The 19,413-nt window shown below is 70.3% G+C and carries 17 protein-coding genes and 1 tRNA gene; 6 read left to right on the top strand and 12 right to left on the bottom strand.

Annotated elements, in window-relative coordinates; genetic code table 11:
- The first annotated feature begins 118 nt into the window (after positions 1–118).
- Positions 119–358 (top strand): hypothetical protein, encoded by a 240-nt coding sequence (locus AC3YO9_RS17285; RefSeq protein WP_127782587.1) that lies wholly within the window; start codon positions 119–121, stop codon positions 356–358.
- A gap of 104 nt (positions 359–462) precedes the next feature.
- Here the strand turns inward: AC3YO9_RS17285 and rpsA are convergent, their stop codons facing one another.
- The gene (gene rpsA, locus AC3YO9_RS17280; protein WP_127782586.1) at positions 463–1,941 is read right to left on the bottom strand and encodes a 30S ribosomal protein S1; all 1,479 of its coding nucleotides are present in this window, start codon (positions 1,939–1,941) and stop codon (positions 463–465) included.
- A 275-nt stretch (positions 1,942–2,216) separates the two neighbouring features.
- On the opposite strand from rpsA, the gene AC3YO9_RS17275 reads away from it, so the two are divergent.
- Positions 2,217–3,074: a class I SAM-dependent methyltransferase gene (locus AC3YO9_RS17275; protein WP_127782585.1), complete on the top strand. Its 858-nt coding sequence runs from the start codon at positions 2,217–2,219 to the stop codon at positions 3,072–3,074.
- Positions 3,075–3,110: 36 nt separating this feature from the next.
- Here the strand turns inward: AC3YO9_RS17275 and polA are convergent, their stop codons facing one another.
- From polA to AC3YO9_RS17240, 7 genes are all read right to left on the bottom strand, one after another.
- Positions 3,111–5,828 carry a DNA polymerase I gene (gene polA, locus AC3YO9_RS17270; RefSeq protein ID WP_489984102.1) on the bottom strand — a complete coding sequence of 906 codons (2,718 nt, stop codon included), beginning with the start codon at positions 5,826–5,828 and terminating at the stop codon, positions 3,111–3,113.
- Positions 5,829–6,059: 231 nt separating this feature from the next.
- Positions 6,060–6,779: an ABC transporter ATP-binding protein gene (locus AC3YO9_RS17265; RefSeq protein WP_489984025.1), complete on the bottom strand. Its 720-nt coding sequence runs from the start codon at positions 6,777–6,779 to the stop codon at positions 6,060–6,062.
- Positions 6,766–7,677: an ABC transporter ATP-binding protein gene (locus AC3YO9_RS17260; RefSeq protein ID WP_127782583.1), complete on the bottom strand. Its 912-nt coding sequence runs from the start codon at positions 7,675–7,677 to the stop codon at positions 6,766–6,768. The genes AC3YO9_RS17265 and AC3YO9_RS17260 overlap by 14 nt, the downstream gene beginning before the upstream one ends.
- The gene (locus AC3YO9_RS17255) at positions 7,674–8,909 is read right to left on the bottom strand and encodes a branched-chain amino acid ABC transporter permease (protein WP_127782582.1); all 1,236 of its coding nucleotides are present in this window, start codon (positions 8,907–8,909) and stop codon (positions 7,674–7,676) included. The genes AC3YO9_RS17260 and AC3YO9_RS17255 overlap by 4 nt, the downstream gene beginning before the upstream one ends.
- Complete coding sequence (locus AC3YO9_RS17250; protein ID WP_127784719.1) at positions 8,906–9,910, bottom strand: branched-chain amino acid ABC transporter permease; 1,005 nt, start codon at positions 9,908–9,910, stop codon at positions 8,906–8,908. Before AC3YO9_RS17250 ends, AC3YO9_RS17255 begins: the two co-directional genes overlap by 4 nt.
- Before the next feature lie 175 nt (positions 9,911–10,085).
- A complete protein-coding gene (locus AC3YO9_RS17245; RefSeq protein ID WP_127784718.1) occupies positions 10,086–11,273 on the bottom strand; it encodes a branched-chain amino acid ABC transporter substrate-binding protein in 1,188 nt (395 codons plus the stop codon).
- 252 nt (positions 11,274–11,525) lie between these two features.
- Positions 11,526–12,137 (bottom strand): ANTAR domain-containing response regulator, encoded by a 612-nt coding sequence (locus AC3YO9_RS17240; RefSeq protein ID WP_489984101.1) that lies wholly within the window; start codon positions 12,135–12,137, stop codon positions 11,526–11,528.
- A 112-nt stretch (positions 12,138–12,249) separates the two neighbouring features.
- On the opposite strand from AC3YO9_RS17240, the gene AC3YO9_RS17235 reads away from it, so the two are divergent.
- The 3 genes from AC3YO9_RS17235 (at position 12,250) to AC3YO9_RS17225 (ending at position 13,953) form a co-directional block, all read left to right on the top strand.
- Positions 12,250–12,325 (top strand) — tRNA-Leu (locus AC3YO9_RS17235).
- A 332-nt stretch (positions 12,326–12,657) separates the two neighbouring features.
- Positions 12,658–13,029, top strand: coding sequence for a DUF4352 domain-containing protein (locus tag AC3YO9_RS17230; protein ID WP_241249808.1), 372 nt, complete (start codon positions 12,658–12,660; stop codon positions 13,027–13,029).
- A gap of 96 nt (positions 13,030–13,125) precedes the next feature.
- Positions 13,126–13,953 carry a DUF4352 domain-containing protein gene (locus AC3YO9_RS17225; RefSeq protein WP_489984024.1) on the top strand — a complete coding sequence of 276 codons (828 nt, stop codon included), beginning with the start codon at positions 13,126–13,128 and terminating at the stop codon, positions 13,951–13,953.
- Position 13,954: 1 nt separating this feature from the next.
- Here AC3YO9_RS17225 and AC3YO9_RS17220 read toward each other — a convergent pair whose 3' ends face one another.
- The 4 genes from AC3YO9_RS17220 to pyk all read right to left on the bottom strand — a co-directional run bounded on the left by AC3YO9_RS17220 (position 13,955) and on the right by pyk (position 18,090).
- Positions 13,955–14,716: an ABC transporter permease gene (locus AC3YO9_RS17220; protein WP_127782580.1), complete on the bottom strand. Its 762-nt coding sequence runs from the start codon at positions 14,714–14,716 to the stop codon at positions 13,955–13,957.
- A gap of 35 nt (positions 14,717–14,751) precedes the next feature.
- Positions 14,752–15,708 carry an ATP-binding cassette domain-containing protein gene (locus tag AC3YO9_RS17215; protein WP_127782579.1) on the bottom strand — a complete coding sequence of 319 codons (957 nt, stop codon included), beginning with the start codon at positions 15,706–15,708 and terminating at the stop codon, positions 14,752–14,754.
- A gap of 88 nt (positions 15,709–15,796) precedes the next feature.
- On the bottom strand, positions 15,797–16,669 hold the full coding sequence (gene tesB, locus AC3YO9_RS17210) for an acyl-CoA thioesterase II (RefSeq protein WP_489984023.1): 873 nt from the start codon (positions 16,667–16,669) through the stop codon (positions 15,797–15,799).
- Positions 16,666–18,090, bottom strand: coding sequence for a pyruvate kinase (pyk, locus tag AC3YO9_RS17205; protein WP_489984022.1), 1,425 nt, complete (start codon positions 18,088–18,090; stop codon positions 16,666–16,668). Before pyk ends, tesB begins: the two co-directional genes overlap by 4 nt.
- A gap of 342 nt (positions 18,091–18,432) precedes the next feature.
- Between pyk and AC3YO9_RS17200 the strand changes: the two genes are divergently transcribed.
- Positions 18,433–19,386, top strand: coding sequence for an ABC transporter substrate-binding protein (locus AC3YO9_RS17200; protein ID WP_489984021.1), 954 nt, complete (start codon positions 18,433–18,435; stop codon positions 19,384–19,386).
- Positions 19,387–19,413: the final 27 nt, after the last annotated feature.

The raw sequence follows: 19,413 nt of genomic DNA, 5'->3' as shown, positions 1-19,413 counted from the left end.
ACGGCGAGACTCGCCGCGGCACACCGGCGCGCCTCCGCGTCCCGACAGACCCTCATGCGTAGGTTGAGAGTTCACGGTTAGTGACCGCAGGTGTAGCACTCGTTCCCAGGAGGCCCCGATGTCGAGCTCTCACCGCAGGGGCACCGTCGGGCGCCACCGCGCCGGCCGCCCCGGACTCGTGCACTGCACCGAGCACCCCGCCGTGGCCGTCGTGCTCAGCACGCGTCGCCGCAGCTGGTTGAGCGTGCTGCTCACCCCGGCTCGCCACAGCCTGGCCGGGCTGCGCCGGCGCTCCCCCGCCACCCCGGAGGTGCGCTGGGCTCCGAGCCTGGCCACCACCGGGCAGCTGGCGCACTAGCCCGACCTCGCCCCGAGGAGGCACCCCCACCCGCACGTCCCCAGCAACGAGTCAGGCCCCGCCCCCGGATGTCCGGGAACGGGGCCTGCTTCGTCGGCTACTGACTAGGCGCCGGACAGCTTCTCGCGCAGGGCGGCAAGCTGGGCGTCGCTGGCGAGCGAACCACCGGCGGCGGCGGGGGCACCCTCACCGGCGTCGACCTCTTCGGTGTCGTCAGCGGAGTCGGAGGAGTAGTTGGTCTCCGACGCGGCCTCAGCCTCGTCCTTGGCCGACTTCTCCATCTGAGCCTTGTGAGCCTCGTGGCGCTTCTCCGCCTCGGCGTAGCGACGCTCCCAGTCCTCACGCTGCTTCTCGAAGCCCTCGAGCCACTCGTTGGTCTCGGCGTCGAAGCCCTCCGGGAAGATGTAGTTGCCGGCCTCGTCGTACTGGTCGGCCATCCCGTACTTGGAGGGGTCGAACTCCGCGGAGAAGTCCTCGTTGGCCTGCTTGAGGCTCAGCGAGATGCGACGACGCTCCAGGTCGATGTCGATGACCTTGACCATGACGTCGTCGCCGACGCCGACAACCTGGTCCGGGATCTCCACGTGGCGCTCGGCCAGCTCGGAGATGTGCACCAGGCCCTCGATGCCCTCGTCCACCCGGACGAACGCGCCGAAGGGCACCAGCTTGGTGACCTTGCCGGGCACGATCTGGCCGATGGCGTGGGTGCGGGCGAACTGGCGCCACGGGTCTTCCTGCGTGGCCTTGAGGCTCAGGGAGACGCGCTCGCGGTCCAGGTCGACGTCGAGCACCTCGACGGTGACCTCGGTGCCGACCTCGACGACCTCGCTCGGGTGGTCGATGTGCTTCCAGGACAGCTCGGAGACGTGCACCAGGCCGTCGACGCCACCCAGGTCCACGAAGGCACCGAAGTTGACGATGGAGGACACGACGCCCTTGCGGACCTGGCCCTTCTGCAGCTGGTTGAGGAACTCGCTGCGGACCTCGGACTGGGTCTGCTCGAGCCACGCACGGCGGGACAGGACCACGTTGTTGCGGTTCTTGTCCAGCTCGATGATCTTGGCCTCGATCTCCTTGCCCACGTAGGGCTGGAGGTCGCGGACGCGACGCATCTCCACCAGCGAGGCGGGCAGGAAGCCGCGCAGGCCGATGTCCAGGATGAGGCCACCCTTGACGACCTCGATGACCGTGCCGCTGACCGGCTCGTCGGCCTCCTTGAGCGCCTCGATCGTGCCCCAGGCGCGCTCGTACTGCGCGCGCTTCTTGGACAGGATCAGCCGACCTTCCTTGTCCTCCTTCGTGAGCACGAGGGCCTCGACGATGTCGCCGACGGCGACAACCTCGTTGGGGTCCACGTCGTGCTTGATGGAGAGCTCGCGGGAGGGGATGACGCCTTCGGTCTTGTAACCGATGTCGAGCAGAACCTCGTCGCGGTCGACCTTCACGATCGTGCCCTCAACGAGATCACCGTCGTTGAAGTACTTGATCGTGGCGTCGATCGCAGCCATGAAGTCCTCGGCGGAGCCAATGTCGTTGATGGCTACCTGTGGGCTGCGTGACGAGGGGAGGGTGGTTGTCGGCATGGGGTGGAGTGCTCCGGAGGGATAGGAAGTCGGTTGACGGTGTTCGGCCATACTGTGTGTGTTCAGCGCACAGTGGTCGTGCTGGTCTTCTTCAGTTCTGCAGTGAGCCGTCGTGCGGGAAGATCGCACGGTCAGCTGCAAGCGTCGAGACGCATGCCACGTGCGGGCGTAAGCCTACGGGGTGTCGAGTACCCCAGCAAACCCGTGAGGTAGGACGAGTGAGCAACCAGTCGCCCGGAGCGCCCCAGGCAGGCACCGGATCCCACGAGACCCCCGTGAGCGGGGCGGATGCCTCCCGACACAGCGAGGCTATCGCCGCCCTGGGCACCGTCGGGCCGAGCCGGGTGGGGCTCAGCGCCGAGGACAGCGTGCGCGCCAACCTGGCGTGGTGGGACGCCGACGCCGAGGACTACCACCGCACCCACGGCGACTTCCTGGGGTCGGACTCCGAGACCGGTGAGTTCGTCTGGTGCCCAGAGGGACTGCACGAGGGAGACGTGCACCTGCTGGGTGAGCTGGCCGACCGCGACGTGCTCGAGGTGGGGTGCGGGTCGGCGCCGTGCAGCCGCTGGCTCGCCAGCCAGGGTGCCCGCCCGGTGGGCCTGGACCTGTCCTCGGGGATGCTGGCCCGCGGGCGGGCCCGGATGGCGCAGGGTGGGCCGCAGGTGCCGCTGGTGCAGGCCAGCGCCGACGCCCTGCCCTTCGCCGACGCCAGCTTCGACCTGGCCTGCTCGGCCTTCGGCGCGGTGCCCTTCGTGGCCGACTCCGGGCTGGTGATGGCCGAGGTGGCGCGGGTGCTGCGGCCCGGCGGGCGGTGGGTGTTCTCGGTCAACCACCCGATGCGCTGGGTCTTCCCCGACGACCCGGGCCCGCGCGGGCTCACCGCGACCATCTCCTACTTCGACCGCTCCCCGTACGTCGAGGTGGACACCGACGGCCGGCCCACCTACGCCGAGCACCACCGCACCCTCGGCGACCGGGTCCGCGAGATCGTCGCGGCCGGGCTGGAGCTGGTGGACCTGGTGGAGCCGGACTGGCCGGAGTGGCTGGACCGCGAGTGGGGCCAGTGGAGCCCGCTGCGCGGCGAGCTGTTCCCGGGCACCGCCATCTTCTGCTGCCGCAAGCCCGCCTAGCTGCCCGTCCTGCCCGGTCCGCCGGTGCGCGGCGGGCTAGTGGGCGGCGGCGTCCCAGGACGAGCCGGTGCCCACCGAGACCTCCAGCGGCACGTCCAGCGGGTAGGCGTTGCCCATGTAGGTGCGCACCAGCTGCTCCACCTGCTCGCGCTCGCCCTGGGCGACCTCCAGCACCAGCTCGTCGTGCACCTGCAGCAGCATCCGGGAGCGCAGCCCCTGCTCGTGCAGCGCGGTGTGCACGCCGAGCATGGCCATCTTGATGATGTCCGCGGCGCTGCCCTGGATAGGAGCGTTGAGCGCGGCGCGCTCGGCCACCTCGCGGCGCTGGCGGTTGGAGCTGGTGAGGTCGGGCAGGTAGCGCCGGCGCCCGAAGATGGTGGAGGTGTAGCCGACCTTGCGGGCCTGCTCCACCACCTCGTGCAGGTAGTCGCGCACCCCGCCGAAGCGGCGGAAGTAGGCCTCCATCTGCTCACGGGCCTCCTCCGTGGAGATCCGCAGCTGGCTGGCCAGCCCGAACGCGCTGAGGCCGTACGCCAGCCCGTAGGACATCGCCTTCACCCGGCGGCGCAGCTCCGGGGTGACCTCCTCCAGCGGCACCCCGAAGGCCCGCGAGCCCACGAAGGTGTGCAGGTCCTCCCCGGTGCGGAAGGCCTCGAGCAGGCCCTCGTCGCCGGACAGGTGCGCCATGATCCGCATCTCGATCTGGCTGTAGTCCGCGGTCATCAGCGTCTCGAAGGGGGTGCCGTCGGAGTCGCGGCCCACCACGAAGGTCTGCCGGATGCGCCGGCCGGCGTCGTTGCGCACCGGGATGTTCTGCAGGTTGGGGTCGGTGGAGGACAGTCGGCCGGTGGCGGCGATCGTCTGGTTGAACGTGGTGTGGATGCGCCCGTCCTCGGCGATGCACTTGAGCAGCCCGTCCACGGTGACCTTCAGCCGGGTGGCGTCGCGGTGGGCCAGCAGGTGCTCCAGGAACGGGTGCCCGGTGCTGGTGAACAGCGTCTGCAGCGCGTCGGCGTCGGTGGTGTAGCCGGTCTTGGTGCGCTTGGTCTTGGGCATGTCCAGCTCGTCGAAGAGCACCACCTGCAGCTGCTTGGGCGAGCCCAGGTTGATCTCCTTGCCGATCACCGCGTAGGCAGCGTCGGCGGCCTGCTTGACCTGCGCGGCGAAGGACGACTGCAGGTCGCTGAGGCTGTCGGCGTCCACCGCGATGCCGGTGGCCTCCAGCTCGGCCAGCACCTCCAGCAGCGGCAGCTCCATCTCGGTGAGCAGCGAGGTGCTCTCGATCTCCGCCAGCTCCTGGTCCAGCGCGGCGGCCAGGTCGAGCACGGCGCGGGCCCGGACGATCTCGCCGGTGGCCTCGGCGGCCTCCGCGGCGTCGGGGGCGTCCAGCAGCGACAGCTGCCCGTCGTCGGAGGTCTCCGCGCGCAGCTCGCGGTGCAGGTAGCGCAGCGCCAGGTCGGCGAGGTTGAAGCTGCGCTGGCCCGGGCGCACCAGGTACGCCGCGAGTGCGGTGTCGCTGGTGGACCCGACCAGCGTCCAGCCGCGGCCGCGCAGCGCGTGCAGGGCCCGCTTGAGCTCGTGGGCGGCCTTGGGGATGGTGGCGTCGGCCAGCCACTGGCCCAGCGCCGCCTCGTCGTCGGGGTCCATGGCGGAGGTGCGGACGAACGCGCCCTCGCCGTCGGCTGCAGCCAGCGCCACCCCCAGGGTGTCACCGCCGAAGGGGGTGCCGGTGCCGCTGACCGACAGCCCGACCCGGGAGCCGTCGCGGGCGTGGGTGTCCAGCCACTCGCGCACGGTGCCCGGCTCCAGGGTGGTGCCACGGGCGTCGAAGCCCTCCTCGGCCTCGGGCTCCGACGACGCCAGGGTCTCGAACAGCCGGTCGCGCAGCACCCGGAACTCCAGGTCGTCGAACAGGCCGTGGATCTTCTCCCGGTCCCACGGCGCCAGCACCAGCTGCTCAGGGGTGTAGGGCAGGCTGACGTCGCGGATCAGCTCGGTGAGCTGGCGGTTGCGCAGCACCGAGGACAGGTTCTCCCGCAGCGAGGCACCGACCTTGCCCTTGACCTCGTCCACCCGCTGCACCAGCTCCTCCAGGGAGCCGTACTCGCGGATCCACTTCGCGGCGGTCTTCTCCCCCACCCCGGGGATGCCCGGCAGGTTGTCGGAGGGGTCGCCACGCAGGGCGGCGAAGTCCGGGTACTGCACCGGGCTGAGGTTGTACTTGGTCTGCACCTCCTCCGGCGTGAAGCGGGTGAGCTCGGAGACGCCCTTGCGCGGGTAGAGCACGGTGACGTTGTCGTCCACCAGCTGCAGCGCGTCGCGGTCGCCGGTGCACACCAGCACCCGGAAGCCCTGCGCGGTGGCCTGGGTGGTGAGGGTGGCGATGATGTCGTCGGCCTCGTAGCCGGCCAGCGCCATCACCGGGATGCCCATGGCGCCCAGCACGTCCTTGGTGATGTCCACCTGGCCGCGGAACTCGTCCGGGGTGGCGCTGCGGTTGGCCTTGTACTCGGGGAACGTCTCGGCGCGGAAGGTCTGGCGGGAGACGTCGAACGCGGCGGCGACGTGGGTGGGCTTCTCGTCGCGCAGCAGGTTGATCAGCATGGAGGTGAAGCCGTAGACCGCGTTGGTGGTCTGGCCGCTGGTGGTGCGGAAGTTCTCCGCGGGCAGGGCGAAGAACGCGCGGTAGGCCAGCGAGTGCCCGTCCAGCAGCAGCAGCGTCGGCTGGGTGGTCCCGGCGTCGGCGGTCGGCACGGCAGCGGCCGGCTCGTCGGCGGCCGAGACGTCGGCGGCCGGAACGTCGGCGGCCCGCTCGGCGGTGGGGGTGTGCGCGGTGTTCTCAGCGGTGGGGCTCACGAGGCCGAAGTCTAGAGACCAGCACCGACAGCCGGGGCGTCGCCGGGGGCCGGGGCAGCAGGGCGGGGCTTGGTAGCGGTTGCTGACCTTGGGGCGCCTGGTTGGTGGTACTTGCAGACGCCCCAAGGGCTAGGCGACGCCCAGGTAGGCGGCCTTGACGCTGTCGTCGGCCAGCAGCTCCCGGCCCGGCCCCGTGCGGGTGACCTCGCCGGTCTCCAGGATGTAGGCGCGGTCGGAGCGGGTCAGCGCCTGCTGGGCGTTCTGCTCCACCAGCAGCACCGTGGTGCCCTGGGAGTTGATCTCGCTGATGATCCGGAAGATCTGCTGGATGATCATCGGCGCCAGCCCCATCGACGGCTCGTCCAGCAGCAGCACCCGCGGGCGCGCCATCAGCGCCCGGCCGATGGCCACCATCTGCTGCTCGCCGCCGGACATGGTGCCGCCCACCTGGGTGCGCCGCTCCAGCAGCCGCGGGAACAGCTCGAACACCCAGTCCAGGCGCTGGTTGTACTCCGCCTTGGTGGCGAACTTGCGCGCGTAGCAGCCCATGTCCAGGTTCTCCTGCACCGTCATGCCCGGGAACACCCCGCGGCCCTCCGGCGCCTGCACGATGCCGCGCAGCACCCGCTCGTGCGCCTTCACCCGGGTGATGTCCTGGCCGTCGAAGAACACCGTGCCTCGGGTGAGCGGCAGCAGCCCGGAGATGGCCCGCATGGTGGTGGACTTGCCGGCGCCGTTGGCCCCCAGCAGGGTGACCAGCTCGCCCTCCTCCACGGACAGGGAGATGCCGTGCAGCGCCTCGATGCGGCCGTAGCTGACCGTCATGTCGGAGATCTCAAGCAAGGGCATCGTCGGGCACTCCTAGGTAGGCGGCGATGACGGCCGGGTCTTCCCGAACATCCTTGGGCAGGCCCTCGGCGATCTTGCGACCGAACTCCAGCACCACGATGCGGTCGGTCACCTCCATCACCAGGCGCATGTCGTGCTCGATGAGCAGCACGGTGAACCCGTCGTCGCGGGTCTTGCGGATGAGGTCCATCAGCGCCGACTTCTCGCTGGGGTTGAACCCCGCGGCCGGCTCGTCCAGGCACAGCAGCTTGGGCTCGGTGGCCAGCGCCCGGGCGATCTCCAGGCGGCGCTGGTCGCCGTAGGAGAGGTTGCGGGCCTTCTCCACCGCGCGCGGGGCGATGCCGACGAACTCCAGCAGCGCCATCCCGCGCTCCACCGCGTCGCGCTCCTCGGCGGCGTGACGGCGGCTGCGGAACAGCGCGCCGGGCACGGAGGTCCGGTGCCGGGCGTCGGTGCCCACCACCACGTTCTCCAGCGCCGTCATCTCCCCGAACAGGCGGATGTTCTGGAAGGTTCGGGCGATGCCGCGCTGGGTGATCTGGTGGCGCTTGAGCTTGCCCAGCGGGGCACCGTCGAAGAGCACCTCTCCGGAGGTGGGCCGGTAGACCCCGGTGATCGCGTTGAAGCAGGTCGTCTTGCCCGCGCCGTTGGGACCGATCATGCCCAGGATCTCGCCACGCTTGATGTCGAAGGTGACGTCGTCCAGAGCGGTCAGCCCGCCGAAGCGCATGGTCAGGTTGCGCGCCTGCAGCAGTGCCCCGCCCTCGGCGGTGAGCACCTCCCGCTGCGGGGCCACCGCAGCGGCCACCGCGGCGTCGTCGGTCAGCGCCGGGTTCACCGCCGCGGGATCCACCACCAGCTCGCTGTCCTGCGGGACGTCGACGGTCTCCTCGCTCATGGGCGTGCCTCCACTGGTGCCTCGGACGGTGTCGGGCGTCGGTGCACCGCCAGGAACACCTGGCGGCCCATCGCGAGCAGCTTCTGGCGCACCGGGAAGAGCCCCTGTGGCCGGAAGATCATCAGCACGATCAGCGCCACGCCGAAGAACAGGTACTTGTAGTCGCCCAGCGACTGGCCGCCGATGTCGATCGACATCACCCGGTTGGGCAGGTAGACGACGATGAACGCCCCGACGATGACCCCGAGCTTGTTGCCCTGCCCGCCGAGGACCACCGCGCACAGGAACAGCATGGAGTTGATGACGTTGAACCCGGTCGGCACCACGAACTGCACCTGCCCGGCGAGCAGCGCACCGGAGAGGCCACCGATGGCGGCACCGATCACGAACGCCCACAGCTTGAAGCGGAAGGTGGGCACGCCCATGATCTCCGCGGCGTCCTCGTCCTCGCGGATGGCCACCCAGGCCCGGCCCACCCGGCTGCGCTCCAGGTTCCCCACCAGCACGAGGACCAGGATGATCAGCGCGATGCCGAGCCAGAACCACCAGACGCCGGAGTTGACCGCGCCGCTGTTGTTGCCGGCGGAGAAGATGCCGTTGGGGTTGGCCTCGGTCTCCCCCACCCGCGGGTAGGCCACCGCGGACAAGCCCTGCCCGCCGCCGGTGATCTCCTTGAGGTTGTCGCTGAGCAGCCGCACGATCTCACCGAAGCCGAGGGTGACGATGGCCAAGTAGTCACCGCGCAGCCGCAGGGTTGGCGTGCCCAGGATGACCCCCGACATCGCGGTGATGATCACCGCCAGCGGCAGCACTGCCAACCAGGCCCACTTGTCGCTGAGCCAGCCGTCCGGACCGGTCTGGTTCCACGGCGAGTTGGGGCTGGTCAAGATGGCCACGGTGTAGGCGCCCATGGCGTAGAACCCGACGTAGCCGAGGTCCAGCAACCCGGTCTGGCCGACCACCACGTTGAGCCCGATGGCCAGCAGCGCGTAGACGGAGAACTGGGCCATCACCCCGCCGAAGTCGGTGCCGGGGGTGGTGATCAGCGGCGGCTTGAGCACCGGCAGCAGCGCGATGACGAGGATGGCCGGCACCGCGAAGCCCCACTGGGCCGGCCGAGCCAGGCCGTTCCACCACACTCGCAGCGCGTCGCCCACCCCGCGCGGGGGTGGTTCGCCGGCGGACTTGGCGCCGACCGGCGGCGGGGTGAGGTCCTTGGCCGAGGTGCTCATGCGCGTGACCTTCCGAGTGACTCGCCGAGGATTCCGGTCGGGCGGATCAGCAGCACGCCCACCAGCAGCGCGAAGGCCACCACGTCGCGCCACTCGGAGCCGAACAGCGCCTGGCCGTAGAGCTCCATCACCCCGAGCAGCAGCCCGCCGAGCAGGGCGCCGCGCAGGTTGCCGATGCCACCGAGCACGGCGGCGGCGAAGGCCTTGATGCCGAGGATGAAGCCGCCGTTGAAGATGATCCCGGAGGGGATCTTGAGGGTGTAGAAGAGCGCGGCGGCGCCGGCGAGCAGACCGCCGAGCAGGAACGTCAGCATGATCACCCGCTCGCGGGAGACCCCCATCAGCGTCGCGGTGTCCGGGTCCTGTGCCACCGCGCGGATGCCTCGGCCGAAGCGGGTGCGGTTGATGACGATGTCGGCCATCGCGGCCAGCACCAGCGCGGCCACGATGATCACCAGCGTCACGTTGGTGACCGAGGCGCCGAAGACGGTGAACTGCTCCTTGGGGTCGACCAGCTTGATCGGCTGCTGCGCGGTGGAGCCACCGAGGTCGGAGTCGATGCGCGGCAGGATGAAGTGCACGAACTCCTGCAGCACGAAGGAGGCGCCGATGGCGGTGATGAGGAAGGTCAGCGAAGAGGCACGGCGCTTGCGCAGCGGCCGGTAGGCGACTCGTTCCAGGGCCACCGCTGCCCCGCCAGAGACCAGCATGCCGGCCACCAGCGCGATGGCCAGGTAGCCGACGGTGAAGACGATGCCCTCGGTGTAGGTGTTGCCGCTGGGGGCGAAGCCGAGGGCCATCAGCGCCAGGTACTGCCCGAACATGCCGAGCATGAAGATCTCGGAGTGGGCGAAGTTGATCAGCTTGAGCACCCCGTACACCAGGGTGTAGCCCACCGCGATCAGGGCGTAGATGGCGCCGTAGGACAGTCCGTCCACGGTCAGCTGCCAAAAGTTGTCCACCAGGGACTCGACGTCGAACCCGATGGGGCTCACCGCCAGCGTCGTGGCGCCGTCGGCCGTCGCGCCGGTCGTCGTGCTCACAGACCACGCCGTTTCATGTGTGCTCCCAGCAGCTCGTAGCAGGGTGGGCAGGAAGGGGTGCAGGCCAGGACCGCGCTGAGGGCAGTGCCGGACGACCGGTCAGGCACTGCCCTCAGCTCAGGTCAGGGGTGGATCACTTGACCTGGTACATCCAGATCAGGGCGTTGTCGAGCTCGCCCTTGTCGTTCCACTTGTAGTTGCGGGCCAGGCCGGCGCCGTCGTAGCTCTTGACGAAGGCCGCCAGGTCCGCGCGGGTGGTCTTCCCGGCGTCGATGCCCTTGAGCATGATCGTGGTCAGGTCGTAGCCCTCGGTGGAGTAGACACCCGGCTCGGCGTTGTTCGCGGCCTTGTAGGCGGCCTTGTAGCTGTCCGGCGCCGGGCCGCACGGGCAGGAGAGCAACGCGTCCTGGGCGGAGGACCCGGCCTGCTTGACGAACTCCGGGTCGTTGGTGCCGTCGGCGGAGACGAACTTGGCGGTCACGCCGGCGCTGCGCAGCTGGGTGACCAGCGGCGCCGCCTCGGCGAAGTAGCCGGCGTAGAAGATCGCGTCGGCGTTGGCGCTCTTGATGGAGGTGGAGGTGGCGGAGAAGTCCTTGTCACCGGTCTTGACGCTGGCGGAGCAGCTCTTGTCGGCCGCGCTGCCCAGTGCGTCCTCGACGGCCTTGGCCAGGCCCACGCCGTAGTCGGAGTCGTCCTGGACCACGCAGATCTTCTTGAAGCCCTGCGAGTCGGTGAGGTACTTGGCCACGGAGGGACCCTGGACGCCGTCGTTGGCCAGACCGCGGTAGAAGGTCTTCCAGCCGTTGGTGGTGAGCGCGACGTTGGTGGCCGAGGCGCTCAGCGAGGGCAGCCCGGCCTGGGCGAAGATGCCGCCGGTGGCCTTGGTCTCGCCGGAGAACGCCGGGCCGAGCAGGCCGATGACGGAGGGGTCGCTGACGATCTGCGGCGCCACCTGGGTGGCCTTCTGCGGGTCACCCTCGGTGTCGAAGTCCACCATTTCCACCTGGCAGCCCGGGTTGGCCTTGTTGTGCGCATCCAGCGCCACCTTGGCGCCGTTGCGGATGTTGATGCCCAGGGCGGCGTTGGGGCCGGTCTTGGCGCCGGCGAAGGCCAGCTTGACGTTGGTGCAGGTGGCCTTTCCGTCCCCGGCCGGGTCGGCTGCGGCGGTGGTGCTGGAAGCCGCAACCTCCTTGCCGGACTGGTCGATCTGCACCAGCGGTGCAATGGCGAGCGGTGCGGACGAGCCCGATCCGCCGGAGCTGTCGCTCGACTTCGAGCCACAGGCGCTGAGGGTCAAGGTGGCGGCTCCCACCAGCACCAAAACCGTTGTGAGCTTGCGACGACGCACGTAAACCTCCGGGTGGTCGAGTCCCCCAGTAACGCCGGGAGGCGTCGGCGCGCGCCGACACGGGGGTGAACCTAACGCAGAGGTAACGCCACAACGGTCAAGCGGCAGCGCGTGTGACGAAGTGGCGACACAAAAATAACTCGCCGTAACAATGGCCGGACCCATCTCGACCGAGACCGTGTCCGTTTAGTCGGGATTCCCCCGTCGGGCGGGGAATGGCTCCGGTCAGTCGGAGGTGGCTTGGTCCAGCAGCGCCTGGGCGACCGCCTGCATGGTGGTGCGCTGGTCCATGGCGTTGCGCTGGATCCAGCGGAAGGCCTGCGGCTCGGTGAGCGAGAGCGTCTGCATGAGCACGCCCTTGGCCCGCTCGATGACCTTGCGCGCGGCGAGGCGACCGTTGAGGTCGGCGACCTCGGCCTCCAGCGCGGACAGCTCGGCGAAGCGGGAGGCGGCCAGCTCCACCGCGGGGACGATGTCGGCCACCGAGAACGGCTTGACCAGGTAGGCCATCGCGCCGGCGTCGCGCGCACGCTCGACCAGCTCCCGCTGGCTGAAGGCGGTGAGGATGACCACGGGCGCAAGACGTTCCGCGGCGATCTCGCCAGCGGCGTCGATGCCGTCGCGGCGGGGCATCTTGACGTCCATGATGACGACGTCGGGCTTGAGGGAGCGGGTGAGGTCGACCGCCTCCTGGCCGTCGGCCGCCTCGCCGGCGATCTTGTAGCCGACCTCGCGGAGCATCTCCACCAGGTCGAGCCGGATCAGCGCCTCGTCCTCGGCCACGAGCACGCGCCGGGGCTTGCGGTTACCGTCGGAGCTGGGAGCACCGTCGACCATCGAACGCCTGCTGAGTGGGTCGCTCACGGGCTGCCTCCTGCCGTCCTGCTGGGAGGCTGAGCCTACCGGCACGACCGCGGCTGTCCGCGTCTTCTAGAGTGGGGCCCGGCGAGCCCTCGTAGCCCAACGGCAGAGGCAACGGATTCAAAACCCGTCCAGTGTGAGTTCGAATCTCACCGAGGGCACCACAGCACCCGGTCGGCGTGATGCCGCAGGCGAGCGTCCAGACGCATTCGCCTGCTTGCCCGAAGCGAGGCCGAGCTGGATTGCTCGCCACAAAATTCTCACCGCACTCGCCGCGTTCATCGTCTTCATGGGCGCTATCGCTGTTGCCTCGAGTGAAGAGTTTTCGGACGGATATTCCGCGGGCAAGTCAGCAGGCTCTAAGCAATCGGCCAGCGCGCCGCCCAGCCCTCAGCCATCGGTGGATCCACCTCCCAGCCCTCAGCCATCGGTGAATGCACCTCCCAGCCCTCAGCCATCGGCGAGTGCACCTCCGCTGGCCACGATCGGCAGTCCCGTGCGCGACGGAAAGTTCGAGTTCGTGGTGACTACCGTCCAGCCCGGAAAGGCTTCGGTCGGCAGCGGTTACTTGAAGGCCACAGCTCAGGGCCAGTTCGTCGTTGTGAAGCTCACTGTGCGAAACATTGGGGACCGCCAACAAATGTTCGCCGGGAGCGCCCAGAAGATGACTGACCAGCAGGGACGAGAGCTGTCCACGGACACTATGGCAGGCATCTACCTCGACTCGGACAACTTCCTGGCTGAGATAAACCCGGGCAACAGCGTGCAAGGCACACTCGTCTTCGACATCCCGAAGGACGCGGTGCCCACAACGCTGGAGCTGCACGACTCGGTGTTCTCCGGAGGAGTGACTGTCCGGCTCAGCTAGATCCGTGCGAAAGTAGGCCGCGCCGCCGGGACACCACCCGGCTGCTCGGCCTACCCCGTTGCGCCGCTCCGCTTTTCGCGGAGCCGAAGGACTGTGATGTCTGACGACCACCTCACCCACCCCGAAGATCCCGACCAGCCGGCTCCCCCGGGCGAGAGTGGTCCCCCGCAGGACTCGGTCGTGGTGCACCGCTGGCTGCTGGCGGGGCTGATCGCGGTGGCAGCCGTCGCCACGATCGTCGTCGTGGTCCTCGTGGTCGGGCTGATGGGCAATGACTCCGACCCGCGACCACAGTCGGACGACCGCCCGACCGCCACCGCGCTCCCCGACACGCGCTCACCGACCACCACCACGGAGCCCGCCGAGGCCTCGACCGGCGTCGAGGAGCCCACGCCGTCGGCCAGTGCTGCTGCCCCCTCCGCGACCGCCGTGCGCACCAGCACCACCCGGACCGCCGTGCCGTCCGCGGCGCCGAGCACCCAGGCGCCCAGCACCACGACGCTCGCCCCCGCCCCGACTGGTCCGCCCGGCGTGGGGACCACCGTCTCCTTCACGGTGGCCGCACCTGGCGCCGAGGACATCGCCGGCACCGTCACTCTCAACGGCACCCGGCGCATCAGCGAGCCGGAGAACGACTTCGGTGACGACCCCGCCAGTGGCTCCTACCTGGTGGCCACGTTCACCGTGTCGGTCAGCGCCGGCTCCACCTACGTCAGCGACTACGACTTCCGCGCCGAGGTCGCCGACGGCACCACGCGCACCCCCTCGATCGGTGTGGTGAACCAACAGGTGGACGGCACGGTCGACGCGGGCCGACAGCTGATCGGCGACGTCGCCTTCGACCTGCCACCCGGCGGTCCGGTGCTCATCTACTTCTACGGTCCGAAACCGGCCCCGCTGGCCAGCTTCCGCGTCACCGGCTAGCTCAGGCGGACATCCGCTGGAAGGTGCGCGTCCCCCACCAGGCCAGCAGTGCGGTGAGCACCACGGTGACGATGACTCCGGTCGTCACCGTGCCGCCGGAGAGCTCGCCGCGGAACAGCGAGCGCGCCGCGTCCACCAGGTACACCAGCGGGTTGATCCTGCTCAGGTTCTCCAGCCAGCCCGGCGCCAGCGACATCGGCAGGAACACCCCGGACAGCAGCAGCAGGGGCAGCGAGACGCCCTGCACGAACGGGGCGAAGGAGTCCTCATCCTTGAGGATGATGCCCATCGAGTACGACGCCGCTGACACCCCCAGGGCCAGCACGCAGATCAGCACCAGGGTGATCGCCACCCCACCCCAGGTCGGTCGCAACCCGAACGGCACGGCCACCAACACCAGGATCACCCCCTGCACCCCGATGGTCACCGTGTTGCCCAGCGTCCGCCCGAGCAGCAGCGACAGCCGCGGCGCCGGGGTCACCCGCTGGCGCTCCAGCACGCCCTCACGCATCTCCTGGATGATGCCGAACCCGGCGAAGCCCGCCCCGAAGATGGTGAGCTGCAGCAGCAGGCCGGGCACGAACAGCGACCACGACGCCTCGCCGCCGAGCCCGCCCGCGCGCACGTTGGTGAGCAGCGGGCCGAACAGCACCAGGAACAGGACGGGCTGGGCCAGCCCGAAGAACACCCACACCGGGTTGCGCAGCAGCAGCCGCATGTCCCGGGTGAACACCACGGACGTCGCGTCGAGGGTGGAGCGCATGGGGGTCCTCTCAGGTCAGCAGGAGCAGGAGCACGTCAGGCCGGCGCGTCCTCGCGCAACGACCGTCCGGTCAGCGTGAGGAAGACGGTGTCCAGGGTGGGGCGGGCCACGGTGACCGTGCGCAGGGGCAGGTCGGCGGCGTCCAGCGCGCGCAGCAGCGGGGCCACCGCCACGTCGCCGCGCTCCACGGTCAGCTGCAGCGTCTCCCCCTCCACGCGCGCCTCCCGGACCTCGATGGCCTCCCGGGCCACCACCTCGGCCAGCGCCAGGTCACCGTCCACGCTGACGGTGATGACGTCGCCGGACACGGCCGCCTTGAGCGCGTCCGGGGTGTCGTCGGCGACGATGCGCCCCTGGTCCATCACCAGGATGCGGTCGGCGAGCGCATCGGCCTCGTCCAGGTAGTGCGTGGTGATCACCACGGTCACCCCGCGCTCGTCGCGCAGCGTGCGGATGTGTTCCCACAGGTTGGCCCGGCTCTGTGGGTCCAGCCCGGTGGTGGGCTCGTCCAGGAAGATCAGCCCCGGGGTGTGCACCAACCCGCTGGCCACGTCGAAGCGGCGGCGCTGCCCACCGGAGAGCTCGGACAGCGCCCGGCCACCCAGCTCGCCCAGGTCCAGCTGGGGCAGCAGCTCGGTCACCCGCTGCTGCGCCTGCGCCCGGCTCAGCCCGTACAGCCGCCCCTGGGTGACGAGCTCCTCGGCCACCCGCGAGCCCGGCGCCGGCGCGGAGCCCACCTGGGCGACGTAGCCGATGCGCCGGCGCACCTCACGGGGCTGCTCGCGCAGGTCGGCACCGGCCACGGTGGCGGTGCCCTCGGTGGGGTCGAGCAAGGTGGTGAGCATCCGCAGCGTGGTGGTCTTGCCCGCGCCGTTGGGGCCGAGCAGCCCGACGATCTCGCCGGCGCTGACGTCGAGGTCCAGCGGAGCCACCGCCTGCACCGGCCCGGTCTTGGTCTTGAACGACCGGGCCAACCCGCGTGCGTGAATCATCGCGACCTTCCCCCTCGCCGGTGGTGGAGGTCACACTATGCACCCGGGCGCCGACAACAACAGCGCTTTGGCGGAGGGGCGGTGCGCCCTACCGGTTCGAGACGCGGAGCAGGCCCTCCTGGACCACGGTGGCCAACAGCTCGCCGTGGCGGGAGTAGAACCGACCCGTGGCCAGGCCGCGGCCGCCGGAGGCGGTGGGCGACTCGGTGTCGTAGAGCACCCACTCGTCGGCCTGGACCGGACGGTGGAACCACATGGCGTGGTCCAGGCTGGCCAGCAGCACCTTGTCGATGCCGTAGGCCAGGCCGTGGCCGGACATCATCGAGTCCAGCAGCGTCATGTCCGAGGCGTAGGCCAGCACGCAGACGTGCAGCAGCGGCTGGGCCGGCAGCACCCCGTCGGCGCGCATCCACACCTGGCTGCGGGTGGAGCGGGCGCCGGTGGCGCGGCGCACCCACGGCGGGTCGTTGACGTAGCGGATGTCGATGGGCCGGCGCAGCGTGGCACGGGGGCCGAACAGGTCCTCGTACCCGGTGAGGCGCTCCGGCAGGGAGGGCAGCTCCTCCGGCGCGGGGACGTCGGGCATGGGCGTGGTGTGCTCCACGCCCTCCTGGGCCTCCTGGAACGACGCCGAGAGGGCGAAGATGGGGTTGCCGTGCTGGATCGCGGTGACCCGGCGGGTGGTGAAGGAGCGTCCGTCGCGCACCCGGTCCACCTCGTAGACGATGGGCACGCGGGGGTCGCCGCCGCGAATGAAGTAGGCGTGCAGGGAGTGCACCTGGCGCTCGCTGGAGACGGTGCGCCCGGCCGCGACCAGTGCCTGGCCGGCCACCTGGCCACCGAAGACGCGGGTGGGCGCCGTCGTGGGGCTCACCCCGCGGTAGATGTTCTCCTCGATGCGCTCCAGGTCGAGCAGCTGCACCAGCTCGTCGAGCTCAGGTTGGGCGACCACCCCGGTCATCCGTGGTCCTCCTCGCCCAGGCGGTGCACCAGGATCAGGTTGGTGGAGCCCACCGTGTTGGGCGGGGACCCGGCCACCACGACCACCACGTCACCGCGCTGGTAGCGGTCCATCTCCAGCATCGCCTTGTCGACCAGGTCGACCATCTCGTCGGTGGTGCTGACCTTGGGGACGATGAACGTCTCGGTGCCCCACGTCATGGCCAGCTGGCTGCGCACCTCCTGCTGCGGCGTGAACGCCAGCAGCGGCAGCGGCGTGTGCAGCCGGGCCAGCCGGCGCACGGTGTCACCGGACTGGGTGAAGGCCACCAGGGCGGTGGCGTTGAGCCGCTCGCCGATGTCGCGGGAGGCGTAGGAGAGCACGCCGCGCTTGGTGCGGGGCACGTGGTTCAGCGGCGGGACCGCGGTGGACTCCGCCTCCACCGCCTCCACGATGCGGCTCATGGTGCGCACGGTGGCCATCACGTGGGCACCCACCGACGTCTCGCCGGAGAGCATCACCGCGTCGGCGCCGTCGAGCACGGCGTTGGCGACGTCGGAGGCCTCGGCGCGGGTGGGCCGGGAGTTGCTGATCATCGACTCGAGCATCTGGGTGGCCACGATCACCGGCTTGGCGTTCTCCCTGGCCACCTGGATGGCGCGCTTCTGCACCAGCGGCACCTGCTCCAGCGGGAGCTCCACCCCCAGGTCGCCGCGGGCCACCATCACGCCGTCGAAGGCCAGCACGATGGCCTCCAGGTTGTCGATGGCCTCGGGCTTCTCCAGCTTGGCGATCACCGGCAGCCGGCCGCGGCCCTTGCGATCCATCACCTGGTGCACCAGGTCGATGTCGGCGGGCGAGCGCACGAAGGACAGCGCGATCACGTCCACGCCCAGGTCGATGGCGAACTCCAGGTCGGCGATGTCCTTCTCCGACAGCGCCGGCACCGACACGTTCACCCCGGGCAGCGAGAGGCCCTTGTTGTTGCTGACGGTGCCACCCTCGGTCACCCGACAGACCACGTCGTTGCCCTCGACCGCGGTGACCACGAGCCCGACGTTGCCGTCGTCGACGAGCAGCCGGTCACCGGCGCGGGCGTCCTTGGCCAGCTCGGCGTAGGTGGTGGAGACCCGGTCGTGGGTGCCGGGGACGTCCTCGACGGTGATGCGGACCTCTTCGCCGTTGACCCACAGCTCCTTGCCGTTGACGAACCGGCCCAACCGGATCTTCGGCCCCTGCAGGTCGGCCAGGATTCCGACGGCGCGGCCGCTGCGGTCCGACGCCGCCCGCACGTAGCCGTAGGTCCGCTCGTGGTCGCCGTGGGAGCCGTGGCTGAAGTTGAGCCGGGCCACGTCCATGCCGCACTCGACAAGCTCATGGACCAGCTCCTGGCTGTCTGTCGCAGGGCCCAGGGTGCACACGATCTTCGCTCGACGACTCACGAGCCCAGCCTAGTCCCGTCCGCACGAGGCTCACCCCCGTGGAGGGACCTAGGCCACACCGCAGGCACCGGGGTCGCCGCGGATTCGTTCGGGGTGCCGGCCGGTGCTAGCGTCCCTGTGCTGGTCGAGCCGTCTCGTCCGGTCAGTGCCTCCGTAGCGAAGTCCGGTGAGATCCCGGCGCTGTGCCGCAACTGTGATTCCACCCCCGCTGGGGATGGTGAGCCAGGTCGCCGAGGAGGCACTGGTGCACAACCACCCCCGCAGCAGTGGTGGAGTGTCGCCCGGTCGCTCGCGGCCGGAGGTACAACATCCGCTGGGCAGAGCTCCCAGGAGAACGCCCCGATGACCCCCCTCAGCACGCCGCGGGCCCGTCGAGCGCCCGCGCTCGCGGCCCTGCTCGCCGCCCTCGCCCTGGTGCTCACCGCGTGCGGCGCCGAGCGCACCGACCCGGTGACCCCGACCGCCGGCACCGCCTACCCGCTGACCGTGCAGGCCGACAACGGCGACGTCACGGTGCCCGCCAGGCCGAGCCGGATCGTCTCGCTGTCGCCCACCGGCACCGAGATGCTCTTCGCCATCGGCGCCGGCTCGCAGGTGATCGCGGTGGACTCCTACTCCACCTACCCCCCGGACGCCCCGATCACCGACCTGTCGGCGTTCACGCCCAACCTGGAGGCGGTGCTGGCCCACGAGCCGGACCTGGTGGTGGCCTCCGACGACGCCAACGGCCTGGTCGACGGCCTGCGCACCGCCCAGGTGCCCACCCTGCTGCTGGGCGCGGCGGACCAGCTGGAGGACACCTACGCGCAGCTGAACACCCTGGGCACCGCCACCGACCACACCGCCGGGGCCCAGGCGGTGGTCTCCGGCATGCAGCAGAAGGTCACCGACGTCGTGGCCAGCGTGCCCCAGCAGACCACACCGCTGAGCTACTACTACGAGCTCGAGCCCACCCTCTACACCGTCACCTCGGCCAGCTTCGTGGGCACGCTGCTGGCCCGGCTGGGCCTGACCAACATCGCCGACTCCGCGGGCTCGCCGGGCAACGCCTACCCGCAGCTGTCCGCCGAGGCCCTGGCCAAGGCCGACCCCGACCTGGTGTTCCTGGCCGACACCAAGTGCTGCAACGCCAACGCCCAGACCTACGCCGCACGCCCGGGCCTCGGCGGGTCCACCGCGGTGGCCACCGGCAGCATCGTGGCGCTGGACGACGACCTCGCCTCCCGCTGGGGCCCGCGCACCGTGGACCTGCTGGCTGCCGCCGCCGACGCGGTGCGCTCCCGGTCGGCCGGCTGAGCGCGACGCCCGGAGCAGTGACGCTCG

The organism is Rhodococcus sp. Z6_132 (genome assembly GCF_058133635.1).
The sequence above is the reverse complement of the archived record's forward strand: the minus strand, read 5'-3'. Positions and strand labels throughout refer to the sequence as shown.

Bases quoted from the DNA above. Each gene is read 5' to 3' on its own strand.
- AC3YO9_RS17285 (WP_127782587.1), top strand. From the start codon at position 119: ATGTCGAGCTCTCACCGCAGGGGCACCGTCGGGCGCCACCGCGCCGGC.
- rpsA (WP_127782586.1), bottom strand. From the start codon at position 1,941: ATGCCGACAACCACCCTCCCCTCGTCACGCAGCCCACAGGTAGCCATC.
- AC3YO9_RS17265 (WP_489984025.1), bottom strand. From the start codon at position 6,779: ATGCCCTTGCTTGAGATCTCCGACATGACGGTCAGCTACGGCCGCATC.
- AC3YO9_RS17260 (WP_127782583.1), bottom strand. From the start codon at position 7,677: ATGAGCGAGGAGACCGTCGACGTCCCGCAGGACAGCGAGCTGGTGGTG.
- AC3YO9_RS17255 (WP_127782582.1), bottom strand. From the start codon at position 8,909: ATGAGCACCTCGGCCAAGGACCTCACCCCGCCGCCGGTCGGCGCCAAG.
- AC3YO9_RS17240 (WP_489984101.1), bottom strand. From the start codon at position 12,137: ATGGTCGACGGTGCTCCCAGCTCCGACGGTAACCGCAAGCCCCGGCGC.
- AC3YO9_RS17225 (WP_489984024.1), top strand. From the start codon at position 13,126: ATGTCTGACGACCACCTCACCCACCCCGAAGATCCCGACCAGCCGGCT.
- AC3YO9_RS17220 (WP_127782580.1), bottom strand. From the start codon at position 14,716: ATGCGCTCCACCCTCGACGCGACGTCCGTGGTGTTCACCCGGGACATG.
- AC3YO9_RS17215 (WP_127782579.1), bottom strand. From the start codon at position 15,708: ATGATTCACGCACGCGGGTTGGCCCGGTCGTTCAAGACCAAGACCGGG.
- tesB (WP_489984023.1), bottom strand. From the start codon at position 16,669: ATGACCGGGGTGGTCGCCCAACCTGAGCTCGACGAGCTGGTGCAGCTG.
- AC3YO9_RS17200 (WP_489984021.1), top strand. From the start codon at position 18,433: ATGACCCCCCTCAGCACGCCGCGGGCCCGTCGAGCGCCCGCGCTCGCG.